Genomic DNA, 15,979 nt, shown 5'->3' with positions numbered 1-15,979 from the left:
TCAACACATCCAGGAGAAGCAATGAGCTATTCAGTAGATAAGTCCGAAGACCAGTGGCGAGCTGAACTCAGTGCAGAAGAGTTCGCGGTGCTGCGTCAAGCTGCAACAGAGCGACCTTGGACAGGTGAGCTCTTGGATGAAAAGCGTGCAGGTCTCTACACCTGTAAAGCGTGTGGAAATGAGCTTTTCAAAGCAGGAACCAAGTTCGATTCTGGTTGTGGCTGGCCTAGTTTCTATGAATCTGTTCGTCCAGATGCTGTGGTGCTCCGAGAAGACGCAAGTCTGGGACAAATTCGCACTGAAGTGTTGTGTGCAGGTTGCGGTTCTCACTTAGGGCATGTTTTCCCTGACGGTTTTGGAACTCCGACGGGTGACCGTTACTGCATGAACTCTATTGCTCTCAACTTTGAGGCTGAGTAAGTATTACCTCAGCACTCTCACATCCGCAGACGTGAGTGATTCATTGAGTACAAGCTCATCATCCCTGAGAGTTAGTTTTTGAGCTTGCTCTGAAGCGGCGATGAGGTGTGCTGCCGCATGTCGAAGCTGACTAAAGGCAGCATTTGCGACTGCAGCTTCGGGGCTCATGGCATCGAGGCCCTGTTGTGCGAGTCGTTCAATGATCGCTCCGGCAGCTAACTCGTCTGCCACATTGTGCGTTTCTGCATCTGAGCAGATAATCAGCACAATGACGCGTCTTTGTTGCTCTAGTTGGTAGTTTGCCACCCAATCTGCAACCGCAAACGCATCAAAGTATGAGCCGACCAAGACCTTGCTGTCCCCGGGGAATGAATCCAGTTGGAGGGGGAGAGGCGCTGATTGAGACAGTGCATTAACCCAAATCACAACATCAGGGTTCACGTTCAACCGTTGAGCGCCTGAGAGTCCCCAGGTGCACATCACTTGGTAGTGGGGTCTGTTCATTTCTCTCCTGGGCTGGTTTCTTCAAACATACCTGCTGATTTTCCCTCTCGATTAGCCAATTAGGGCTCAAACCTGCCAGAATAGGAAGTCGAGTTCGACTCATATCCGACCCTCTAATCAGATAAGTGCCGAAACCCTTAGAGCTTGTACCGAGTGTGCCCCCACGCTCACGGTCGTCAGTTCATCCGTTACACATCACTCACAGGAGAATTGTGGCTGTCAAAATTCGTTTGAAGCGCATGGGTAAAATCCGTGCACCTTACTACCGCATCGTCGTAGCCGACTCGCGCACCAAGCGCGATGGTCGTGTTATCGAGGAGATCGGTAAGTACCACCCCACTGAGAACCCTTCGTTCATCGAGATCAAGTCAGACCGTGCACAGTACTGGCTCTCCGTTGGCGCACAGCCAACCGAGCAGGTAGCTGCACTTCTGAAGCTCTCAGGTGACTGGGGAATCTTCAAGGGTGACAAGAATGCAAAGAGCACCATTAAGGTTGCTGAGCCCAAGGCTGCATTCGTTGTCGACACTAAGAAGAAGCCAGTTCTCGTACCTAAGACTGAGAAGGCACCTAAGAAGGAAGAGGCAGCTGTTGAGGCTGCTGAAGAAGCCGTCGTAGAGGCCGCAGCTGAAGAAGCAGTAGTCGAGGCTGTTGCAGAAGCAATCGTCGAAGAGGCTGTAGCTGAAGCTGTTGTTGAAGAGGTAGCAGCTGAGGTTGTTGCCGAGGCTGAGGAAATCGTTGAGGCTGCTGAAGAAGCAGCTGGCGAGGAACAGGCCTAACCAACATGCTCGCATCAGCAGTCAAGCACCTCGTCAAGGGCATCGTAGAGAACCCCGATGACGTGAAGGTTGCTGTGCGTTCGAACAATCGTGGTGAGGTCCTCGAGGTTCATGTGAACCCCGAGGACCTTGGCCGCGTTATTGGCCGTTCAGGCCGCACTGCCAAGGCCATTCGCACTGTTGTGAACGCCCTGGCTGATGGTCGCAACGTTCGTGTCGACGTCGTCGACACCGACGCTTAAAGTGACCGCTGAAACTAGACAGACCCAACTTCGCGTAGGTCGTCTCACCAAGGCCCACGGCCTCAAAGGTGCTATCAAGGTCGAGCTCTATACAGATGAGCCCGAGAAGCGCTTTGTCCCCGGGGCCATTTTCTCTGTTCAGGTACCAGAAGAATCTCCCTGGCACGGCAAGAACATTGAGCTGATCGAACTTCGCTGGTACAACAGCCACCCCGTCGCTTTCTTCAAGGATGTTCCCGACCGCACTGCGGCCGAGTCTTTGATCAAGGCCATTCTCTGGGTTGAACATGACACCAGTGTCCTGCCGGAAGATCCTGAAGCGTGGTACGACCATCAGCTCACTGGCCTCAAGGCTGTGCGTGACGGTGTTGAAGTGGGAACTGTTGCTCGTGTGGATCATTTCCCCGCACAAGACCTCTTAGTGATCAAGACCCCCAAAGGTGACGTCATGGTTCCTTTCGTCAAGGCCATCGTTCCCGAGGTTGACATCGAGAAGGGCATAGTCACGCTGACTCCTCCAGGCGGACTCTTTGAAGAGCTTCCTGAAGACGAGGATGACGAAACACCTACCGAGGACTCCTCCGAGGCTTAAATGCGCATCGACATCGTCACGATCTTTCCGGAGTTCTTCGGCACTCTCGATGTTTCACTTCTCGGCAAGGCACGCCAGTCTGGATTGATTGACACGCGTGTGCACGACCTACGAGATGCCACCACCGATAAGCACCGCACCGTCGATGACACTCCTTATGGGGGCGGCGCCGGCATGGTGATGAAGCCTGAGCCCTGGGGTGACACTCTGGATGCAATTCTGGCGGATCCCGAAAGCTCCAAGACACCTGTGCTGATTGTGCCTTCACCTGCGGGGGAGCAGTTCACTCAGGCCGTGGCTAAAGAGCTGGCTGAAGAAGAGCAGCTCATCTTCGCCTGTGGCCGTTATGAGGGCATCGACCAGCGTGTGAGCGATCACTTTGCTAGCCGCATTCGAGTGCGCCCCATTTCGCTGGGAGACTATGTCCTCAACGGTGGGGAAGTAGCATCGCTGGCCATGATCGAGGCCGTAGGCCGCTTGATTCCAGGCATGGTGGGCAATCCTGAGTCGCTGGTGGAAGAAAGCCACGAAGACGGATTGCTGGAATATCCCAGCTATACCAAGCCTGCCGAGTGGCGAGGACTTGAAGTTCCACCTGTATTGCTTTCAGGAAACCATGGCGCAATTGCCACATGGCGTCACGAACAGCAGCTAGAACGCACCAAAGCTATTCGCCCCGATTTACTTCCTGAGTAAATCTCTGGCAGAATTGAATCTTGTGCCGTTGGTCTTACCCTGCCACAGGGGGCACTGAGACTTACAACACTGCACAATTACTTTTCATCATTCACGTATGAGACCTGTGGCTTGTACAGATTGAGATAAATCATGCACATTCTTGACGCTGTAGACGCACCATCGCTGCGTAGCGACATTCCAGAATTCCGCGCCGGTGACACCGTAAAGGTTCACGTAAACATCATCGAAGGTAACCGCTCTCGTATCCAGGTTTTCCAGGGTGTTGTTATCGGTCGCTCCGGTGAAGGCGTTCGCGAGACCTTTACCGTTCGTAAGGTTTCCTTCCAGGTAGGCGTGGAGCGTAAGTTCCCCGTTCACTCGCCCGTTATCGACCACATTGAGCTCGTCTCACGTGGTGATGTACGTCGTGCGAAGCTCTACTACCTGCGCAACCTTCGCGGCAAGAAGGCAAAGATCAAAGAGAAGCGCGACTTCTAAGTCGATTCTCACAAAGACCCCCGGTTCCTCCGGGGGTCTTTTGTTTTCCCCGCGGTGTTTCATATGCACCACTCAGGCTTTTGTCGGAAAGCGCAACCTAGACTTGAGGTGCAGAAGAGAGATTCAGGTTCATGACAGAAGTAGCACCCCCGCGACGCCCCTTATTGCGTTCATTTCTGTATTTCCTGCGTGATGTTTTAGTTATTTTTGGCATCGCAATTCTGGTCTCTTTCCTCGTCAAGACCTTCCTTGTTCGCTCCTTCTTTATTCCCTCGGCGTCGATGGAACAAACCCTCATGATTGATGACCGTGTCATTGTCAACGAGCTCGTTCCCAAGGCAGTTGCGGTGGACCATGGCGACATCGTGGTCTTCAAAGATCCCGGGGGATGGCTTCCCGCCAGACCTCCTGTGGAGGTCACAGGAATCCAAGCTGGAACCGAATGGGTTCTTTCCCTCTTTGGTTTGGCCTCGCCTGATAGCAATGATCACCTCATCAAGCGAGTGATTGGATTGCCAGGCGACACGGTTGAGTGCTGCTCTGCTGACGGCAAGATTATTGTCAACGGTGTTCCCATCTCAGAGCCGTACATCACCGTTCCTGCGGGGGAGACCCGGGCTTCAGCTATCGACTTCAACGTGACTGTTCCTGAAGGCTCGCTTTTTGTGATGGGCGACAACCGTTACAACTCCAAAGACTCGCGCTACAACACCGATAAGCCCGGTGGCGGATTCGTCGGAATAGATAACGTCGTCGGACGCGCCTTCGTACTGAGCTGGCCAATGAGCCACTGGGGTTGGCTCTCCAACTACCCAGAAGTCTTTGCTGACGTTCCTGACGCCACAATCGCCAAGTAGGACTCATGCCTGCTGAACCCACCCTCGATGTCGAGCAGGAACTCTTTGCTTCGGGCTCCACCCTCATCATTGGTATCGATGAAGTCGGTCGTGGGGCGATGGCAGGACCGGTCATGGTGGGCGTGTGTGCACTGCGACCCGGAAAGACAGAATTCCCTGCCGGTTTGCGAGACTCCAAGCTGGTTTCTGAAAAGAAGCGCAATACTTTGTTCCCTGAAGTTCGAGAGTGGGCTCCCACGGCCGTGGGAGAGGCCTCAGCCGCAGAAATTGATGAACTAGGCATCACGGCATGTTTAGGTCTTGCTGCGCGCAGAGCGCTCATCCAGCTCCATGAAGCAGGTATTCCCGTGGGAGAAGCAACCGTGCTGCTTGATGGTGCACACGACTGGTTGAATCCTGCCCTGTCGAGCAAACTTCCGGTGATTACTCGGGTCAAGGCCGATCAGGATTGTGCTGTTGTCTCAGCGGCGTCCATTGTTGCGAAAGTGACCCGAGATGAACTGATGGTTTCTCTTGATACACAGCACCCTGAATATGGCTGGGCATCGAACAAGGGCTATGGAGCTGCCGTGCACATGGAAGCCATCAAGACCATCGGGCTGACTCCTTATCACCGTGCCAGCTGGGTGAAGTAAGACCTTTGCTGTTAGACGTAGGATTGACTCACCATGGATGAAGAAGACTTCGACGACTACGACCGCGAGGCTGAGCTTGCTCTGTACCGCGAATACCGTGATGTCGTTGGTCAGTTCTCCTACGTGATCGAGACAGAACGTCGTTTCTATCTCGCCAACGAAGTCGACGTGAAGCGCATTGACGCTGAACACGACTTCTACTTCGAACTCACCATGAGTGACGTCTGGGTTTGGGATGTCTACCGCGCTGACCGATTCGTCAAGAGCGTGCGTGTATTGACGTTCAAGGATGTGAACGTTGAGGAGCTCTCCTCAAAGGAGTTTGAACTCCCGAAGGAACTCGCTCTCGACGAGTAGTCCTCCACAGTTGTGTCGAAGTGAACTCGGCCACATCTATGTTTCTCTGTGGGTTCATGAACCTGTGTTGAGCTGATGATTCTCTTCGGAGGTCATCATGACAACAATTTGTGGTTTGCCCAGTCTGGCTGTTGAAGAACATATGCGGCAGGTGATGCCGGAAGATGAAGATTCAGAAAAGCTTGCCATTGGTTTTGCTCGAGCAGCATGGTCCACCCTGATTGAACCGGGCGACAGAGTCGCCGGTCGGCTCGTTGGCTTGTTCGGACCAGAGCGGGCCCTCCAGTTCCTCATTGACCGTTTCCGTGCTGATGAGATCGTCAAGGAATCTGAAGAATTCGTTGAACTCGAGAGTGAGCCAGCTCAGTTCGAGGAAGATCTTGCTGAAGGAATCACAAGATGGCAGCCGCGGCTCAACTCTGGAGATGCGCTGAATGCGGTGGCGCATGCAGCCAAGCTAGGCGCATTTCTAGTTACGCCAGAGCAGGAACTGTGGCCCGTAGGACTCGACGATTTGGGTATGCATGCTCCACTGGTGTTGTGGGGAAGGGGGCAATACTCAGCACTAGAGAAGTTTGAGAACTCTCTCGCAATCGTTGGAGCACGTGCTTCAACGGGTTATGGCGAGCACGTCACGATGGAGACCGTTTCTGCGATTGCTGAGGTAGGCGTAGCGATTGTTTCCGGGGCTGCCTATGGCATCGATGGCATGGCCCATCGATCAGCGTTGGCTGTGGGTGGAACAACCATGGCTTTCCTTGCCGGTGGAGTGGATCGCTTCTATCCCAGCGGGCATGATGCTTTGCTGGGGCGCATCATGGAATCAGGTCTGGTGTTGGCAGAAGCACCCTGTGGTTATGCACCTACGAAGTGGAGGTTCCTGCTTCGTAATCGCTTGATTGCAGCTTCCAGTCAGGCCACCGTAGTGATGGAAGCAGGGTGGCGTTCAGGATCTCTCAACACGGCAAACCATGCCGCAACATTGGGGCGGCCTCTCGGAGTTGTCCCAGGTCCTGTCACCAGCGCGTCATCTGCTGGCTGTCACCGTTTGCTACGTGAATATGACGCCGTCTGCGTCACGACAGCTTCAGAGATGTTGGAGCTGCTGCCTGGCCAGCCACCAGCTCTAAGCGAGTCAGAGCGTGCAGAAGCGCAAGAGTGAGGCATTCTTGAACCTATGCAGCTTGAGAGTGCCCTAGACGGCTTCATCGCCTATCTGGGCGCTGAGCGTGGCTATTCCGAGCACACCATCAAGGCGTATTCGTCAGACCTCAGAGATCTGGCGAGCTATGCCGAACGTCGGAATGTGAAAACTCTGGAGGGAATCAACCTCGAGTTCCTCCGTGACTGGCTGTATGAATCTGCACAAACTGGTCTGAGCAAGACAACACTCGCACGGCGTTCGGCGAGTGTTCGAAGCTTCACAGCGTGGATGCGTCGCCAAGGAATTTCTGAGAATGACGCGGGAGCCAGGCTTAAGTCGCCTAAAGCAGATCAATCCCTACCTCGAGTCATTTCGATGCCTCAACTGGATGAGATCTTTGAGCAGTTGGTCGATAACGCCAATGAAGGTGATCCACTTGCCCTGCGAGACCTTGCCATCATTGAGCTGCTTTATGCCTCAGGATTACGTGTCTCAGAACTGGTGGGCTTGAACACGGGAGATGTTGACCTCGATCGCCTCACTGTCCGAGTGATGGGTAAGGGATCGAAAGAGCGCGTTGTCCCATTTGGTATTCCGGCAGCATCAGCAATTACGGACTACCTCACTCGTTCGCGCAAGATCTTGGTTGAAGGAAAGCCTTCGACAACAGCCTTTTTTGTCGGTGCACGTGGTGGCAAACTCAGCACGCGTGCCGTCTATGGGCTCGTTGCGTCACTGCTTGAACCTTTAGGGGGCAGCGGACCTGCAGGCCCACACGCCCTGCGTCACACCGCAGCAACGCATCTACTTGATGGCGGTGCAGACTTGCGTATTGTGCAGGAAATGCTTGGTCACGCCAGCATGGGCACGACTCAGATTTACACTCACGTCTCTATGGAGCGACTGACGTCGAGCTACCAGCAAGCGCACCCTCGCGCTTAGCTGCTGCTTTCATCTGCTGCTTGAACCAAGCAGTGTCCGTGATGCGTGCCAGGACAGGCCCTGAAATCACAGTGATGAGCATGTAGGTAGCAGCAAGTGGTGCGATCAACGGCTGAACGCCGGCAGAGACGGCGAGACCAGCAATGATCACAGTGAACTCTCCACGTGGCATCAGAGCTAGTCCGGTACGCCAACGACCTGGGCGGCCGATACCTGCTCGTTTGGCCGCCAGATAACCCGTGAGGACCTTGGTACTCATGGTGACTACAGCAAGAATCAGCGCGGGGAAGAAGACTTCTGGAATATCTGCGGGGTTCGTCGTGAGACCAAAGAAGACGAAGAAGATAGCTGCGAAGAGATCACGTAGGGGAGCCAGCAGCTTCTCAGCGTTGTGGGCAACCTGACCTGAGAGGGCAATACCAACCAGGAAGGCTCCCACAGCTGCAGAGACCTGCACTTCTGAGGCGAGGCCTGCCACCAACATGGTGAGGCCCAGAACGCCCATCAACAGGGTTTCAGGCTGTTCTGAGTGGAAGATGCGGGAGAGCTTCTTTCCGTGACGAACGGCCAGGTAAAGAACGATAGAAACCGAGCCGACTGCGATCGCCACAGTGATTGCACCCTGGAGCAAGCTGGCACCAATAACCACGGCCGAGAGAATCGGCAGATAAAACGCCATGGCCAAGTCCTCGAGCACGAGGACAGAAAGAACAATGGGAGTTTCGCGGTTACCCAAGCGGCCCAAGTCTCTCAGCACCTTGGCAATGACACCGGAAGACGAAACCCACGTCACACCTGCCATGGCGAGGGCAGCGATGGGGCCCCAGCCCAAGACCAAAGCAAACACTGCGCCAGGGATGGCATTGAGCAGACCGTCCCAAATACCTGCCCGGGCAGAAGACTTCAGGTTGCCCACCAGCTCTGTGGGTGAATATTCCAAACCGAGCATGACAAGTAGCAGTACGACTCCGAGCTCTGCACCAGAGCTAAGGAAGTCAGTACTCGCTTGCAAAGGGAGCAAGCCACCAGAGCCGAATACCAGCCCTGCCGTCATATAGAGGGGGATAGGTGATTGACCGAACTTGATGGCGAGGCGCCCGAGCAGACTGAGGCCCAGGAGCATAGCTCCCACCTCAATCAGCATCCAGGTCTCGTCGTGCATAACTAGACCTGACTGTGTGCCAGAAGCTTGTCGAGTGAGTCCAGACCTTCGCGTGTTCCTACCGCAACAATGAGGTCATCCATTCGGAGAATCTCTGCGGGCGTTGGGGAAGCAATGACATCCTTGCCACGCAAGATGGCAACAATAGACGTTCCGGTCTTGGTACGCGCCTGGGTGTCACCGAGAGGGCGATCCAAGAAACGTGAATCTGCGGGCAGGACGAGCTGCTCGGTATAAAGACCAATGGTTCCGCTGCCCAAGCCAGAGAGCTGGCTCAAGAGAGCTGCGTGGCCAAGAAGATCAGACAAGGCGGCAGCTTCGTCACCAGTCAGCGCTACAGAGCCAAGGATGGCGTCTGGATCTTCGGGATCGTAGAGAGCAACTTCACGGTGGCCGTCGCGGAAGCTCAGGACACCAATGTGCTGGCCGGCTTGCGTCACGACGTCGTGACGAACTCCAAAACCAGGGAGGTCAATTTTTTCGATGCGTACACCCATGCCTCCACGTTATCTCAGAGCAGAGCGCAGGCCTTCCGATACGTCTGAATCGAGGAAAGTGAAACCTGAACTTAATAGAACTTCAGGAGAGATTTTTTGGCTGGAAAGAAGTAGTTCACGACCGGCTTGTCCTAATACAAGAGAGATGGCAAAGCCTGGTGCGGGGAACCAGTAGGGACGGCTCATCAGCTTCGCTAGAGCTTTCATGAGGGTTCCAGATGTTGCAGGTTGTGGTCCCACGAGATTCACCGGACCGGAGATGTTGTTTTCAATGAGGAACGCTAGTGCGCGGGCTTCATCGCGCAGGCTGATCCAGGGCCACCAGTCTTTACCGCCAGCAAGCGGGCCTGAAACAAAGAAAGAAGTAAGTAGCCGCAGCGGACCTAGGGCACCCTTCTTGCCGAGGACTAAACCGGTTCGTGCGTAGGCAACCCGTGTGTGCTTTTCTGCGGGTTGCGCTGCTGCTTCCCACGAGACAACAACATCTGAGAGGAAACCATCGCCACGGGGTGATTTCTCTGTCAGGACTTCATTGTCGCGGTTGCCATAGAAACCAACAGCTGAACCATTGATGAGTGCACGAGGCTTTTTCTTGGCTAGTTCGATTGCTTCTACGATTGTGGTCGTTGTTGCTAAACGTGAGTAGAGAATCTCATGCTTGGTTTTTGCTGTCCATGGCATCTTGCTAATAGAAGAACCTGCCAAGTTCACAATCACATCAATAGGTTTGCCAATGAAATCGGAAATGTGGTCAAGATCTAGCGGCTCATTTTCTTTCGGCCAGGTAAATCCCATCACCCCACCAGCAGTCCAACTTGCAGTGCGTGAAAGGTAGTGCACCGTGTGCCCCGATGCTGTGAGTTCTTGGCGAAGGGCAGTTCCGATCATGCCGGTACCACCAGCAATGAGGACGGTTAACGAACGAGCCACGACTGCCTCCAATTCAGGAAGCGGCCGTGGCTCGAAAAAGAATGAGTTAGGCGGAAGCGCTTCCGCGTCCCACGATACCGGCGCGCACCAGCAACACATAGATTTGGCAGCCGAGGCAGTAACCAAATACTGAGTTGAGGAATGCGGCCACGAAGGCAAATGCCACGGCAACGATAGCTCCGGTGGTGAGGCCCAGCAGGGCAAAGATCAAACCAGCCAGAGAAATGATGAACCCGATCAACTGAGCAAATGTGGGTGGCTTGGGATCTTCGAGCTCGGCGGGAGCCGAAAGGCGGGGGCGAACCAGGGCCTTGAAGATTGCGCCATAGGGGTGCTTGGCAATGCCCGCAAATGCGCCGATTGCAAAGATGGCGGTGATGTAGGTCAACAGGATGCCTGCGGGGGTGGCGAAGTTCTGGGCCAAAGAGTTACTGCTGGAGAGTGCCTCAGGATTTGCCAGTAAGAAGACCAGTTCAACAGTGAGGGTGATTAACGTGACAGTTGCACCAAAGCGGGGACCGCGAGGGTCAACACCCTTGGTTCCGGGCTTGGCTGCGAGGGGGTTGGGCTTGTTAGATGACATAGCTGTCGTGTTCTCTCTTGATAGCGATTTCCAAACCAGCGGTGACTGCTTCGGGACGTGGTGATCCACCGATACGAGCGGCGATGGCGCCGCTGTCATCGAGGATGAACGTGGTGGGGGTTTGCAGAATGTTGAACTGCTGAGCCAGGTCTTGACGGTTGGTGAGGTCAACATCGACATGGGAGACGCCGGGGTGATCTTTCGCCACTTGCTCGAGGTACTTCCTGGTGCCAGGGCACTTGGTGCAAAACTCTGAACTGAACTGGAGCAGTGTTCCGATTTTGCCGAACTGAACGCCACCACCCAAGGTTGCAGGGTCGACTCGAGTGAGACCATCTTCTTTCTTCACACGGCCTTCAGCAGCTTTAATGATCAGACCCAGCGCGGTGGAAACCACAATGAGTCCGCCGATCAGCAGAAGGATGAGTGAGAGGTCCATGGTTATTACAGACTATTTCTCCTCAACCCCGTCGTGCCGAGTGTGACGTAACGTGACGACGGGTAAGGTTTTATCCGTGGCTGAGATTGAATTTCGTTCAGATGTAACTGTTGAATTGGTGCGCTCGAGCGCCCACGACTCCGATGTGCTTTTTGCTGCACGTGTGTCGACCCAGGGAGAGCAGACTCTAGAAGAGTCCATGCACACTCCTGAGTCACGTGCAGAGGACGAGAAGCGCGACAAGGGTCTCATCAACTACCTGATGCGTGACCGCCACGGTTCTCCCTTCGAGCACAACTCGATGACCTTCTACGTACAGGCACCGATCTTCGTCTTCCGCGAGTTCATGCGCCACCGCATTGCTTCCTACAACGAAGAATCTGCTCGTTACCGTGAGCTCAACCCTGTCTTCTATGTGCCCGCTGCTGACCGTAACCTTATTCAGGTGGGTAAGCCAGGTGCTTATGACTTCATTCCTGGAACCCCTGAGCAGACAGCTCTGACTCAGGAAGCAACCAAGCGTGCAGTAACTGTGGCTTACGAAGAGTACGAGCGCATGTTGGAAGCGGGCATTGCTCGTGAAGTTGCACGCGGAGTTCTTCCCGTCGCTACGTACTCCTCGATGTACGTAACCATGAACTCGCGCTCGCTGATGAACTTCCTGTCATTGCGTACCAAGCGTGAAGGTACCCACTTCCCTTCTTTCCCTCAGCGTGAGATTGAAATGGTTGCCGAGAAGATGGAAGACGAATGGGCCAAGCTCATGCCTCTGACCTACTCCGCTTTCAATGAGCACGGTCGCGTTTCGCCGTAATCACGGCTTTTCAGTACGCTTAATCTGTGGCTACCCCAGAAAACCCTTTCGGACAAGTACTTGTCGCGCTCGTAACTCCGTTCACCGCAGATGGTGAAGTGGATTGGAATGACGTTGAGAAGCACATTGACTACGTCATTTCGAATGGCGCTGACGGCATTGTTGTGACCGGCACCACAGGTGAAACCAGCACCTTGACTGACGATGAGAAGGTCAAGCTCGTCGAAGTGGGTAAGAAGGTTGCGGGCAACCGCGCCAAGATCATCATGGGTGGTCCTTCAAACGAAACCGCTCACGCTATTGAGCTGGCAAAGAAGAGTGCCAAAGCCGGTGCTGACGGCATCATGGCGGTCACTCCGTATTACAACAAGCCCACCCAAGCTGGCGTGCTTACTCACTTCCGGATGGTTGCAGACGCGACTGACCTGCCGTTCATCATGTACGACATCCCAGGCCGATCAGGTATTCAGATCCAGTATGAAACCATCCTCCGCTTGGCAAAGCACCCCAACATTCTTGCTGTGAAGGACGCCAAGGGTGACTTCAGCGAAGTCAGCCGTGTGTTGAACCAGACAGATCTTCTTTACTTCTCTGGTGATGATGCCAACGTGCTTCCTCACATGGCTATTGGCGCATCGGGTTTGATTGGTGTCACCGCAAACGTTGCACCCGCTCCGTATCGTGCGATCGTTGACGCAGTCAACAAGGGTGACCTCACGACTGCAACAGCTGAACACAAAGCTCTCGAGCCGTTAGTTCGAGCTCTGATGACTCACGTTCCCGGCACTGTCGCTGCGAAGTACGTTCTGCACGGCCTGGGCCAGATTGGTAGCCCACGCGTTCGTCTTCCCCTCGTCGGTCCTGAGGAATGGGAAGCAGCCAAGATCGAAGATGAGATCTCTCTTGTCGGTCCGATTGCTGGCGTTGACTTCTCCAACTTCCGCCCCGACCGCAATGCCGCCGCTGGCGGAGCATTGCCCAAAATCGCCGGCACTACCAGGTAGCGCCACACTCGTCAGGGCATCCGCCAGGGCGTGAATACGGATCTTTTGATCCATGCTCGTAAGAGGAATATGCCTAACGAACTGTTTGACCCACCTGCATTAGAAAACGGAACGCTGCGCGTTGTCCCACTCGGAGGAGTGGGGGAGATTGGTCGCAACATGACCGTCTATGAACTCAATGGCAAACTGCTTGTCGTGGACTGTGGTGTTCTCTTTCCGGAAGAGACTCAGCCAGGTGTAGACCTGATCCTCCCGGACTTCAGCTACATCCGTGATCGCATGGATGATGTTCTTGCGATTGTTCTGACTCACGGCCATGAAGACCACATTGGTGCTGTTCCCTATCTTCTTCGTTTGAAGAATGACATTCCATTGGTGGGTTCTGGTCTGACGCTTGCTCTCATCGAAGCAAAGCTCAAAGAACACCGCATCCAGCCCTACACCTTGCAGGTGAAAGAGGGCGATAAGGAACAGTTCGGACCTTACGAACTCGAGTTTGTTGCGGTCAACCACTCCATTCCTGATGCTCTGGCTATCGCTATTCGCTCTGAAGCAGGCCTTGTCCTTCACACTGGTGACTTCAAAATGGACCAGCTTCCTCTCGATGGTCGCCTCACCGACCTGCGTGCATTCGCACGCCTCGGTGAAGAGGGCGTGGATCTTTTCCTTCCTGACTCCACTAATGCGGACGTTCCCGGCTTCACCCCGCTCGAGCGTGAAATCGGGCCGGTGCTAGAAAGTGTGATTCACCGCTCCAAGCGCCGAGTTATCGTGGCCAGTTTCTCTTCCCACGTTCACCGCGTCCAGCAAGTCATTGATGCTGCGGTGGCAAACAATCGTCACGTGGTGTTGATGGGCCGTTCTATGGTGCGCAACATGGGCATTGCTACTGAGCTGGGGTATCTCGAAGTTCCTGAAGGAACCATCATCGATGCCAAGAAGGCTGCAGATCTTCCCGATGACCGTCTGGTTTATATGTCCACTGGTTCCCAGGGTGAACCGATGGCTGTGCTTGCTCGTATGGCAAACCTCGAACACCAAATTGAAGTTGGTCCTGGAGACACTGTCATCTTGGCTTCGAGTCTGATTCCTGGAAACGAGAACGCGGTCTATCGAGTCATTGATGGTTTGACCAAGCTTGGTGCGAAGGTCGTCCACAAGGGCAATGCCAAGGTTCACGTTTCAGGTCACGCAGCTGCTGGGGAGTTGCTTTACTGCTACAACATCCTGCAGCCGAAGAACGTATTTCCAGTCCACGGTGAATACCGCCACCTCGTTGCGAACGCCAACCTTGCTATCGACTCAGGCGTTGATGCGCACCGCACCATCTTGGGCGAAGATGGCACCGTGATCGATCTCAAAGATGGCATTGCTCGTGTTGTTGGCCAGCTCGACATTGGTTATGTCTACGTTGACGGCTCCAGCGTCGGTGAGATTACAGATAACGACCTTAAGGATCGCCGCATCCTTGCTGAAGAGGGCTTCATCTCGATCATCGTGGTAGTTGATCCTGCCACCGGCAAGATCATCGTGGGGCCAGAGATTCATGCCAAGGGCTTTGCTGAAGATGATGCTGTGTTTGATGAAATCAAGCCAGCAATTGCCAAGGCTCTGCAGGAAGCTGCGCACAATGGAGTTCGCGATGCGCATTCCCTGCAGCAGGTCATTCGTCGCACAGTGGGGCAGTGGGTTTCCAAGAGCTACCGTCGCCGCCCGATGATTATCCCTCTCGTCATCGAAGCCTAAATTCATCGAATAAGTAGTCGACGCGTGTCGATGATTTCGTTTAGGCTACAGATGTGTCCTCAACGAAGAAACCAAAACAAGCCACGCGTGCTGATGTTGCGCGGATGGCTGGCGTTTCCGAGAGCACAGTGAGCTACGCCCTTACAGGCGTTCGCCCCATCAGTGAAGATACGCGTGAGCGCATCGAAGAGGCCATGCAAACTTTGGGCTATGTTCCCAACGCCATGGCACAAGCTTTGGCTAGTAAGAAGTCTGGTTTGCTCGCACTGTTGTTTCCCGTGGGGGAGCGCGGCTTTGGCGAGACCGACTTTGAGTATGTCGAGGCAGCCACTGAGGCAGCAGCCGAAGACGGCTATCAATTGCTGTTGTGGCCTAACGCTGTTGAAGACACTGCATCGCTCAAGAAGATTGTGGCGCAAGGCCTCGTCGAGGGTGTTCTCTTGATGGAGGTCAGGTCTCACGACCCTCGCGTTGAAGTATTGCGAGAAAGCGGAACTCCGTTCTGCTTGATCGGCCGTACTGATGATTCCCAAGATTTAACTTATGTTGATGCGGACTTCTCGCAATGGGGCCCAATGGCTATTCACCACCTGGCAGATCTCGGCCACACCAACGTTGGCGTCATCTCTATGCGAGATGAACTCGTTGAGGCTGGATATGGTCCTGTTGTGCGCACTGAGAAGCCGCTGATCGAAGTTGCCAACCGCTCTGGCGTGAAGCTGACCATCAAGCACCCCAAGCCCACCATTCGTTCCGGGCGACAGGCGTTCGAAGAATTGCTTCAAGAGCAACCCGATATCACGGCAATCATCGGCTTCAACGAACCTGCCTTTATTGGTGCTCTTGAGGTGGCTGGTGCCAGGGGCATGAGCATTCCTGGTGATCTTTCTGTTCTAAGCTTTGGACTTTCTGATGAAGCAGCAAATATGACTGTCCCTGCTCAAACCACGATCAACGTGGATGGCCCCGAGCTGGGCCGAATGGCTGTGCAGTACCTCATTGCCCGTCTCAATGGTGACAAGAAGTCGGTGCTGCAAAATCTCACCCAGCCTCAGTTCTTTGATCGGGGCAGTACTGGTCCTGCCCCGCAATTACGCGGGTAAGGGAACAAATTACCCCTTGAATCACGATTCGGTTACGAAAATCCGAAACGGCG

20 protein-coding genes and 1 pseudogene are annotated in these 15,979 nt (G+C 54.3%); 15 read left to right on the top strand and 6 right to left on the bottom strand.

Features of this window, described 5'->3' with window-relative positions; genetic code table 11:
- Positions 1–21: 21 nt before the first annotated feature.
- The gene (msrB, locus tag M2118_RS05160) at positions 22–420 is read left to right on the top strand and encodes a peptide-methionine (R)-S-oxide reductase MsrB (RefSeq protein WP_110233065.1); all 399 of its coding nucleotides are present in this window, start codon (positions 22–24) and stop codon (positions 418–420) included.
- Positions 421–423: 3 nt separating this feature from the next.
- Here msrB and M2118_RS05155 read toward each other — a convergent pair whose 3' ends face one another.
- Entirely contained in the window at positions 424–924 is a 501-nt protein-coding gene (locus M2118_RS05155; RefSeq protein WP_280794868.1) for a 2-phosphosulfolactate phosphatase, read from the bottom strand.
- A 212-nt stretch (positions 925–1,136) separates the two neighbouring features.
- Between M2118_RS05155 and rpsP the strand changes: the two are divergent.
- The 10 genes and pseudogenes from rpsP to M2118_RS05105 form a co-directional block, all read left to right on the top strand.
- Positions 1,137–1,556 (top strand): annotated as a pseudogene (rpsP, locus tag M2118_RS05150) (30S ribosomal protein S16); the annotation flags it as partial.
- 152 nt (positions 1,557–1,708) lie between these two features.
- On the top strand, positions 1,709–1,945 hold the full coding sequence (locus M2118_RS05145) for an RNA-binding protein (protein ID WP_110233068.1): 237 nt from the start codon (positions 1,709–1,711) through the stop codon (positions 1,943–1,945).
- Positions 1,902–2,537 (top strand): ribosome maturation factor RimM, encoded by a 636-nt coding sequence (gene rimM / locus M2118_RS05140; RefSeq protein ID WP_432418379.1) that lies wholly within the window; start codon positions 1,902–1,904, stop codon positions 2,535–2,537. The genes M2118_RS05145 and rimM overlap by 44 nt, the downstream gene beginning before the upstream one ends.
- Entirely contained in the window at positions 2,538–3,233 is a 696-nt protein-coding gene (gene trmD, locus M2118_RS05135; protein ID WP_280794865.1) for a tRNA (guanosine(37)-N1)-methyltransferase TrmD, read from the top strand. It begins immediately after the preceding gene.
- Positions 3,234–3,365: 132 nt separating this feature from the next.
- Positions 3,366–3,713, top strand: coding sequence for a 50S ribosomal protein L19 (rplS, locus tag M2118_RS05130; RefSeq protein WP_110233071.1), 348 nt, complete (start codon positions 3,366–3,368; stop codon positions 3,711–3,713).
- A gap of 131 nt (positions 3,714–3,844) precedes the next feature.
- Complete coding sequence (gene lepB, locus M2118_RS05125; RefSeq protein WP_280794864.1) at positions 3,845–4,570, top strand: signal peptidase I; 726 nt, start codon at positions 3,845–3,847, stop codon at positions 4,568–4,570.
- A gap of 5 nt (positions 4,571–4,575) precedes the next feature.
- Positions 4,576–5,205, top strand: coding sequence for a ribonuclease HII (locus tag M2118_RS05120; RefSeq protein WP_280794863.1), 630 nt, complete (start codon positions 4,576–4,578; stop codon positions 5,203–5,205).
- A 33-nt stretch (positions 5,206–5,238) separates the two neighbouring features.
- Positions 5,239–5,562 carry a DUF2469 domain-containing protein gene (locus tag M2118_RS05115; protein ID WP_280794862.1) on the top strand — a complete coding sequence of 108 codons (324 nt, stop codon included), beginning with the start codon at positions 5,239–5,241 and terminating at the stop codon, positions 5,560–5,562.
- 97 nt (positions 5,563–5,659) lie between these two features.
- The gene (gene dprA / locus M2118_RS05110; protein WP_280794861.1) at positions 5,660–6,724 is read left to right on the top strand and encodes a DNA-processing protein DprA; all 1,065 of its coding nucleotides are present in this window, start codon (positions 5,660–5,662) and stop codon (positions 6,722–6,724) included.
- Positions 6,725–6,739: 15 nt separating this feature from the next.
- On the top strand, positions 6,740–7,648 hold the full coding sequence (locus M2118_RS05105) for a tyrosine recombinase XerC (RefSeq protein WP_280794860.1): 909 nt from the start codon (positions 6,740–6,742) through the stop codon (positions 7,646–7,648).
- On the opposite strand, the gene M2118_RS05100 is transcribed toward M2118_RS05105, so the two are convergent.
- Genes M2118_RS05100 through M2118_RS05080 form a run of 5 tightly spaced genes read right to left on the bottom strand, consistent with a single transcriptional unit; the run spans position 7,599 to position 11,259 of the window.
- The gene (locus M2118_RS05100; RefSeq protein ID WP_280794859.1) at positions 7,599–8,810 is read right to left on the bottom strand and encodes a cation:proton antiporter; all 1,212 of its coding nucleotides are present in this window, start codon (positions 8,808–8,810) and stop codon (positions 7,599–7,601) included. The genes M2118_RS05105 and M2118_RS05100 overlap by 50 nt on opposite strands.
- A gap of 2 nt (positions 8,811–8,812) precedes the next feature.
- Complete coding sequence (locus tag M2118_RS05095) at positions 8,813–9,307, bottom strand: cation:proton antiporter regulatory subunit (protein WP_280794858.1); 495 nt, start codon at positions 9,305–9,307, stop codon at positions 8,813–8,815.
- A 9-nt stretch (positions 9,308–9,316) separates the two neighbouring features.
- The gene (locus M2118_RS05090) at positions 9,317–10,237 is read right to left on the bottom strand and encodes a TIGR01777 family oxidoreductase (RefSeq protein WP_280794857.1); all 921 of its coding nucleotides are present in this window, start codon (positions 10,235–10,237) and stop codon (positions 9,317–9,319) included.
- Positions 10,238–10,283: 46 nt separating this feature from the next.
- Positions 10,284–10,820, bottom strand: coding sequence for a DUF4395 domain-containing protein (locus tag M2118_RS05085; RefSeq protein WP_280794856.1), 537 nt, complete (start codon positions 10,818–10,820; stop codon positions 10,284–10,286).
- Positions 10,810–11,259 (bottom strand): TlpA family protein disulfide reductase, encoded by a 450-nt coding sequence (locus M2118_RS05080; protein ID WP_280794855.1) that lies wholly within the window; start codon positions 11,257–11,259, stop codon positions 10,810–10,812. Before M2118_RS05080 ends, M2118_RS05085 begins: the two co-directional genes overlap by 11 nt.
- A gap of 76 nt (positions 11,260–11,335) precedes the next feature.
- Between M2118_RS05080 and thyX the strand changes: the two genes are divergently transcribed.
- The 4 genes from thyX (at position 11,336) to M2118_RS05060 (ending at position 15,926) form a co-directional block, all read left to right on the top strand.
- Complete coding sequence (thyX, locus tag M2118_RS05075) at positions 11,336–12,073, top strand: FAD-dependent thymidylate synthase (protein WP_280794854.1); 738 nt, start codon at positions 11,336–11,338, stop codon at positions 12,071–12,073.
- 26 nt (positions 12,074–12,099) lie between these two features.
- Positions 12,100–13,077 carry a 4-hydroxy-tetrahydrodipicolinate synthase gene (dapA, locus tag M2118_RS05070; RefSeq protein ID WP_280794853.1) on the top strand — a complete coding sequence of 326 codons (978 nt, stop codon included), beginning with the start codon at positions 12,100–12,102 and terminating at the stop codon, positions 13,075–13,077.
- A gap of 69 nt (positions 13,078–13,146) precedes the next feature.
- Complete coding sequence (locus tag M2118_RS05065; protein WP_280794852.1) at positions 13,147–14,823, top strand: ribonuclease J; 1,677 nt, start codon at positions 13,147–13,149, stop codon at positions 14,821–14,823.
- Positions 14,824–14,876: 53 nt separating this feature from the next.
- Entirely contained in the window at positions 14,877–15,926 is a 1,050-nt protein-coding gene (locus M2118_RS05060; RefSeq protein ID WP_280794851.1) for a LacI family DNA-binding transcriptional regulator, read from the top strand.
- Positions 15,927–15,979 lie beyond the last annotated feature (53 nt).

Origin of the sequence: Aurantimicrobium minutum, from assembly GCF_029892845.1 — a bacterium.
Classification (GTDB): domain Bacteria; phylum Actinomycetota; class Actinomycetes; order Actinomycetales; family Microbacteriaceae; genus Aurantimicrobium; species Aurantimicrobium minutum_B.
The sequence above is the reverse complement of the archived record's forward strand: the minus strand, read 5'-3'. Positions and strand labels throughout refer to the sequence as shown.

Excerpts from the sequence above, each read along its gene's own strand:
- rimM (WP_432418379.1), top strand. The coding sequence starts at position 1,902 with ATGGTCGCAACGTTCGTGTCGACGTCGTCGACACCGACGCTTAAAGTG.
- dprA (WP_280794861.1), top strand. The coding sequence starts at position 5,660 with ATGACAACAATTTGTGGTTTGCCCAGTCTGGCTGTTGAAGAACATATG.
- M2118_RS05145 (WP_110233068.1), top strand. The coding sequence starts at position 1,709 with ATGCTCGCATCAGCAGTCAAGCACCTCGTCAAGGGCATCGTAGAGAAC.
- M2118_RS05155 (WP_280794868.1), bottom strand. The coding sequence starts at position 924 with ATGAACAGACCCCACTACCAAGTGATGTGCACCTGGGGACTCTCAGGC.
- M2118_RS05085 (WP_280794856.1), bottom strand. The coding sequence starts at position 10,820 with ATGTCATCTAACAAGCCCAACCCCCTCGCAGCCAAGCCCGGAACCAAG.
- M2118_RS05065 (WP_280794852.1), top strand. The coding sequence starts at position 13,147 with ATGCCTAACGAACTGTTTGACCCACCTGCATTAGAAAACGGAACGCTG.
- msrB (WP_110233065.1), top strand. The coding sequence starts at position 22 with ATGAGCTATTCAGTAGATAAGTCCGAAGACCAGTGGCGAGCTGAACTC.
- rplS (WP_110233071.1), top strand. The coding sequence starts at position 3,366 with ATGCACATTCTTGACGCTGTAGACGCACCATCGCTGCGTAGCGACATT.
- M2118_RS05095 (WP_280794858.1), bottom strand. The coding sequence starts at position 9,307 with ATGGGTGTACGCATCGAAAAAATTGACCTCCCTGGTTTTGGAGTTCGT.
- lepB (WP_280794864.1), top strand. The coding sequence starts at position 3,845 with ATGACAGAAGTAGCACCCCCGCGACGCCCCTTATTGCGTTCATTTCTG.
- M2118_RS05120 (WP_280794863.1), top strand. The coding sequence starts at position 4,576 with ATGCCTGCTGAACCCACCCTCGATGTCGAGCAGGAACTCTTTGCTTCG.
- M2118_RS05105 (WP_280794860.1), top strand. The coding sequence starts at position 6,740 with ATGCAGCTTGAGAGTGCCCTAGACGGCTTCATCGCCTATCTGGGCGCT.
- trmD (WP_280794865.1), top strand. The coding sequence starts at position 2,538 with ATGCGCATCGACATCGTCACGATCTTTCCGGAGTTCTTCGGCACTCTC.
- M2118_RS05080 (WP_280794855.1), bottom strand. The coding sequence starts at position 11,259 with ATGGACCTCTCACTCATCCTTCTGCTGATCGGCGGACTCATTGTGGTT.
- M2118_RS05100 (WP_280794859.1), bottom strand. The coding sequence starts at position 8,810 with ATGCACGACGAGACCTGGATGCTGATTGAGGTGGGAGCTATGCTCCTG.
- M2118_RS05115 (WP_280794862.1), top strand. The coding sequence starts at position 5,239 with ATGGATGAAGAAGACTTCGACGACTACGACCGCGAGGCTGAGCTTGCT.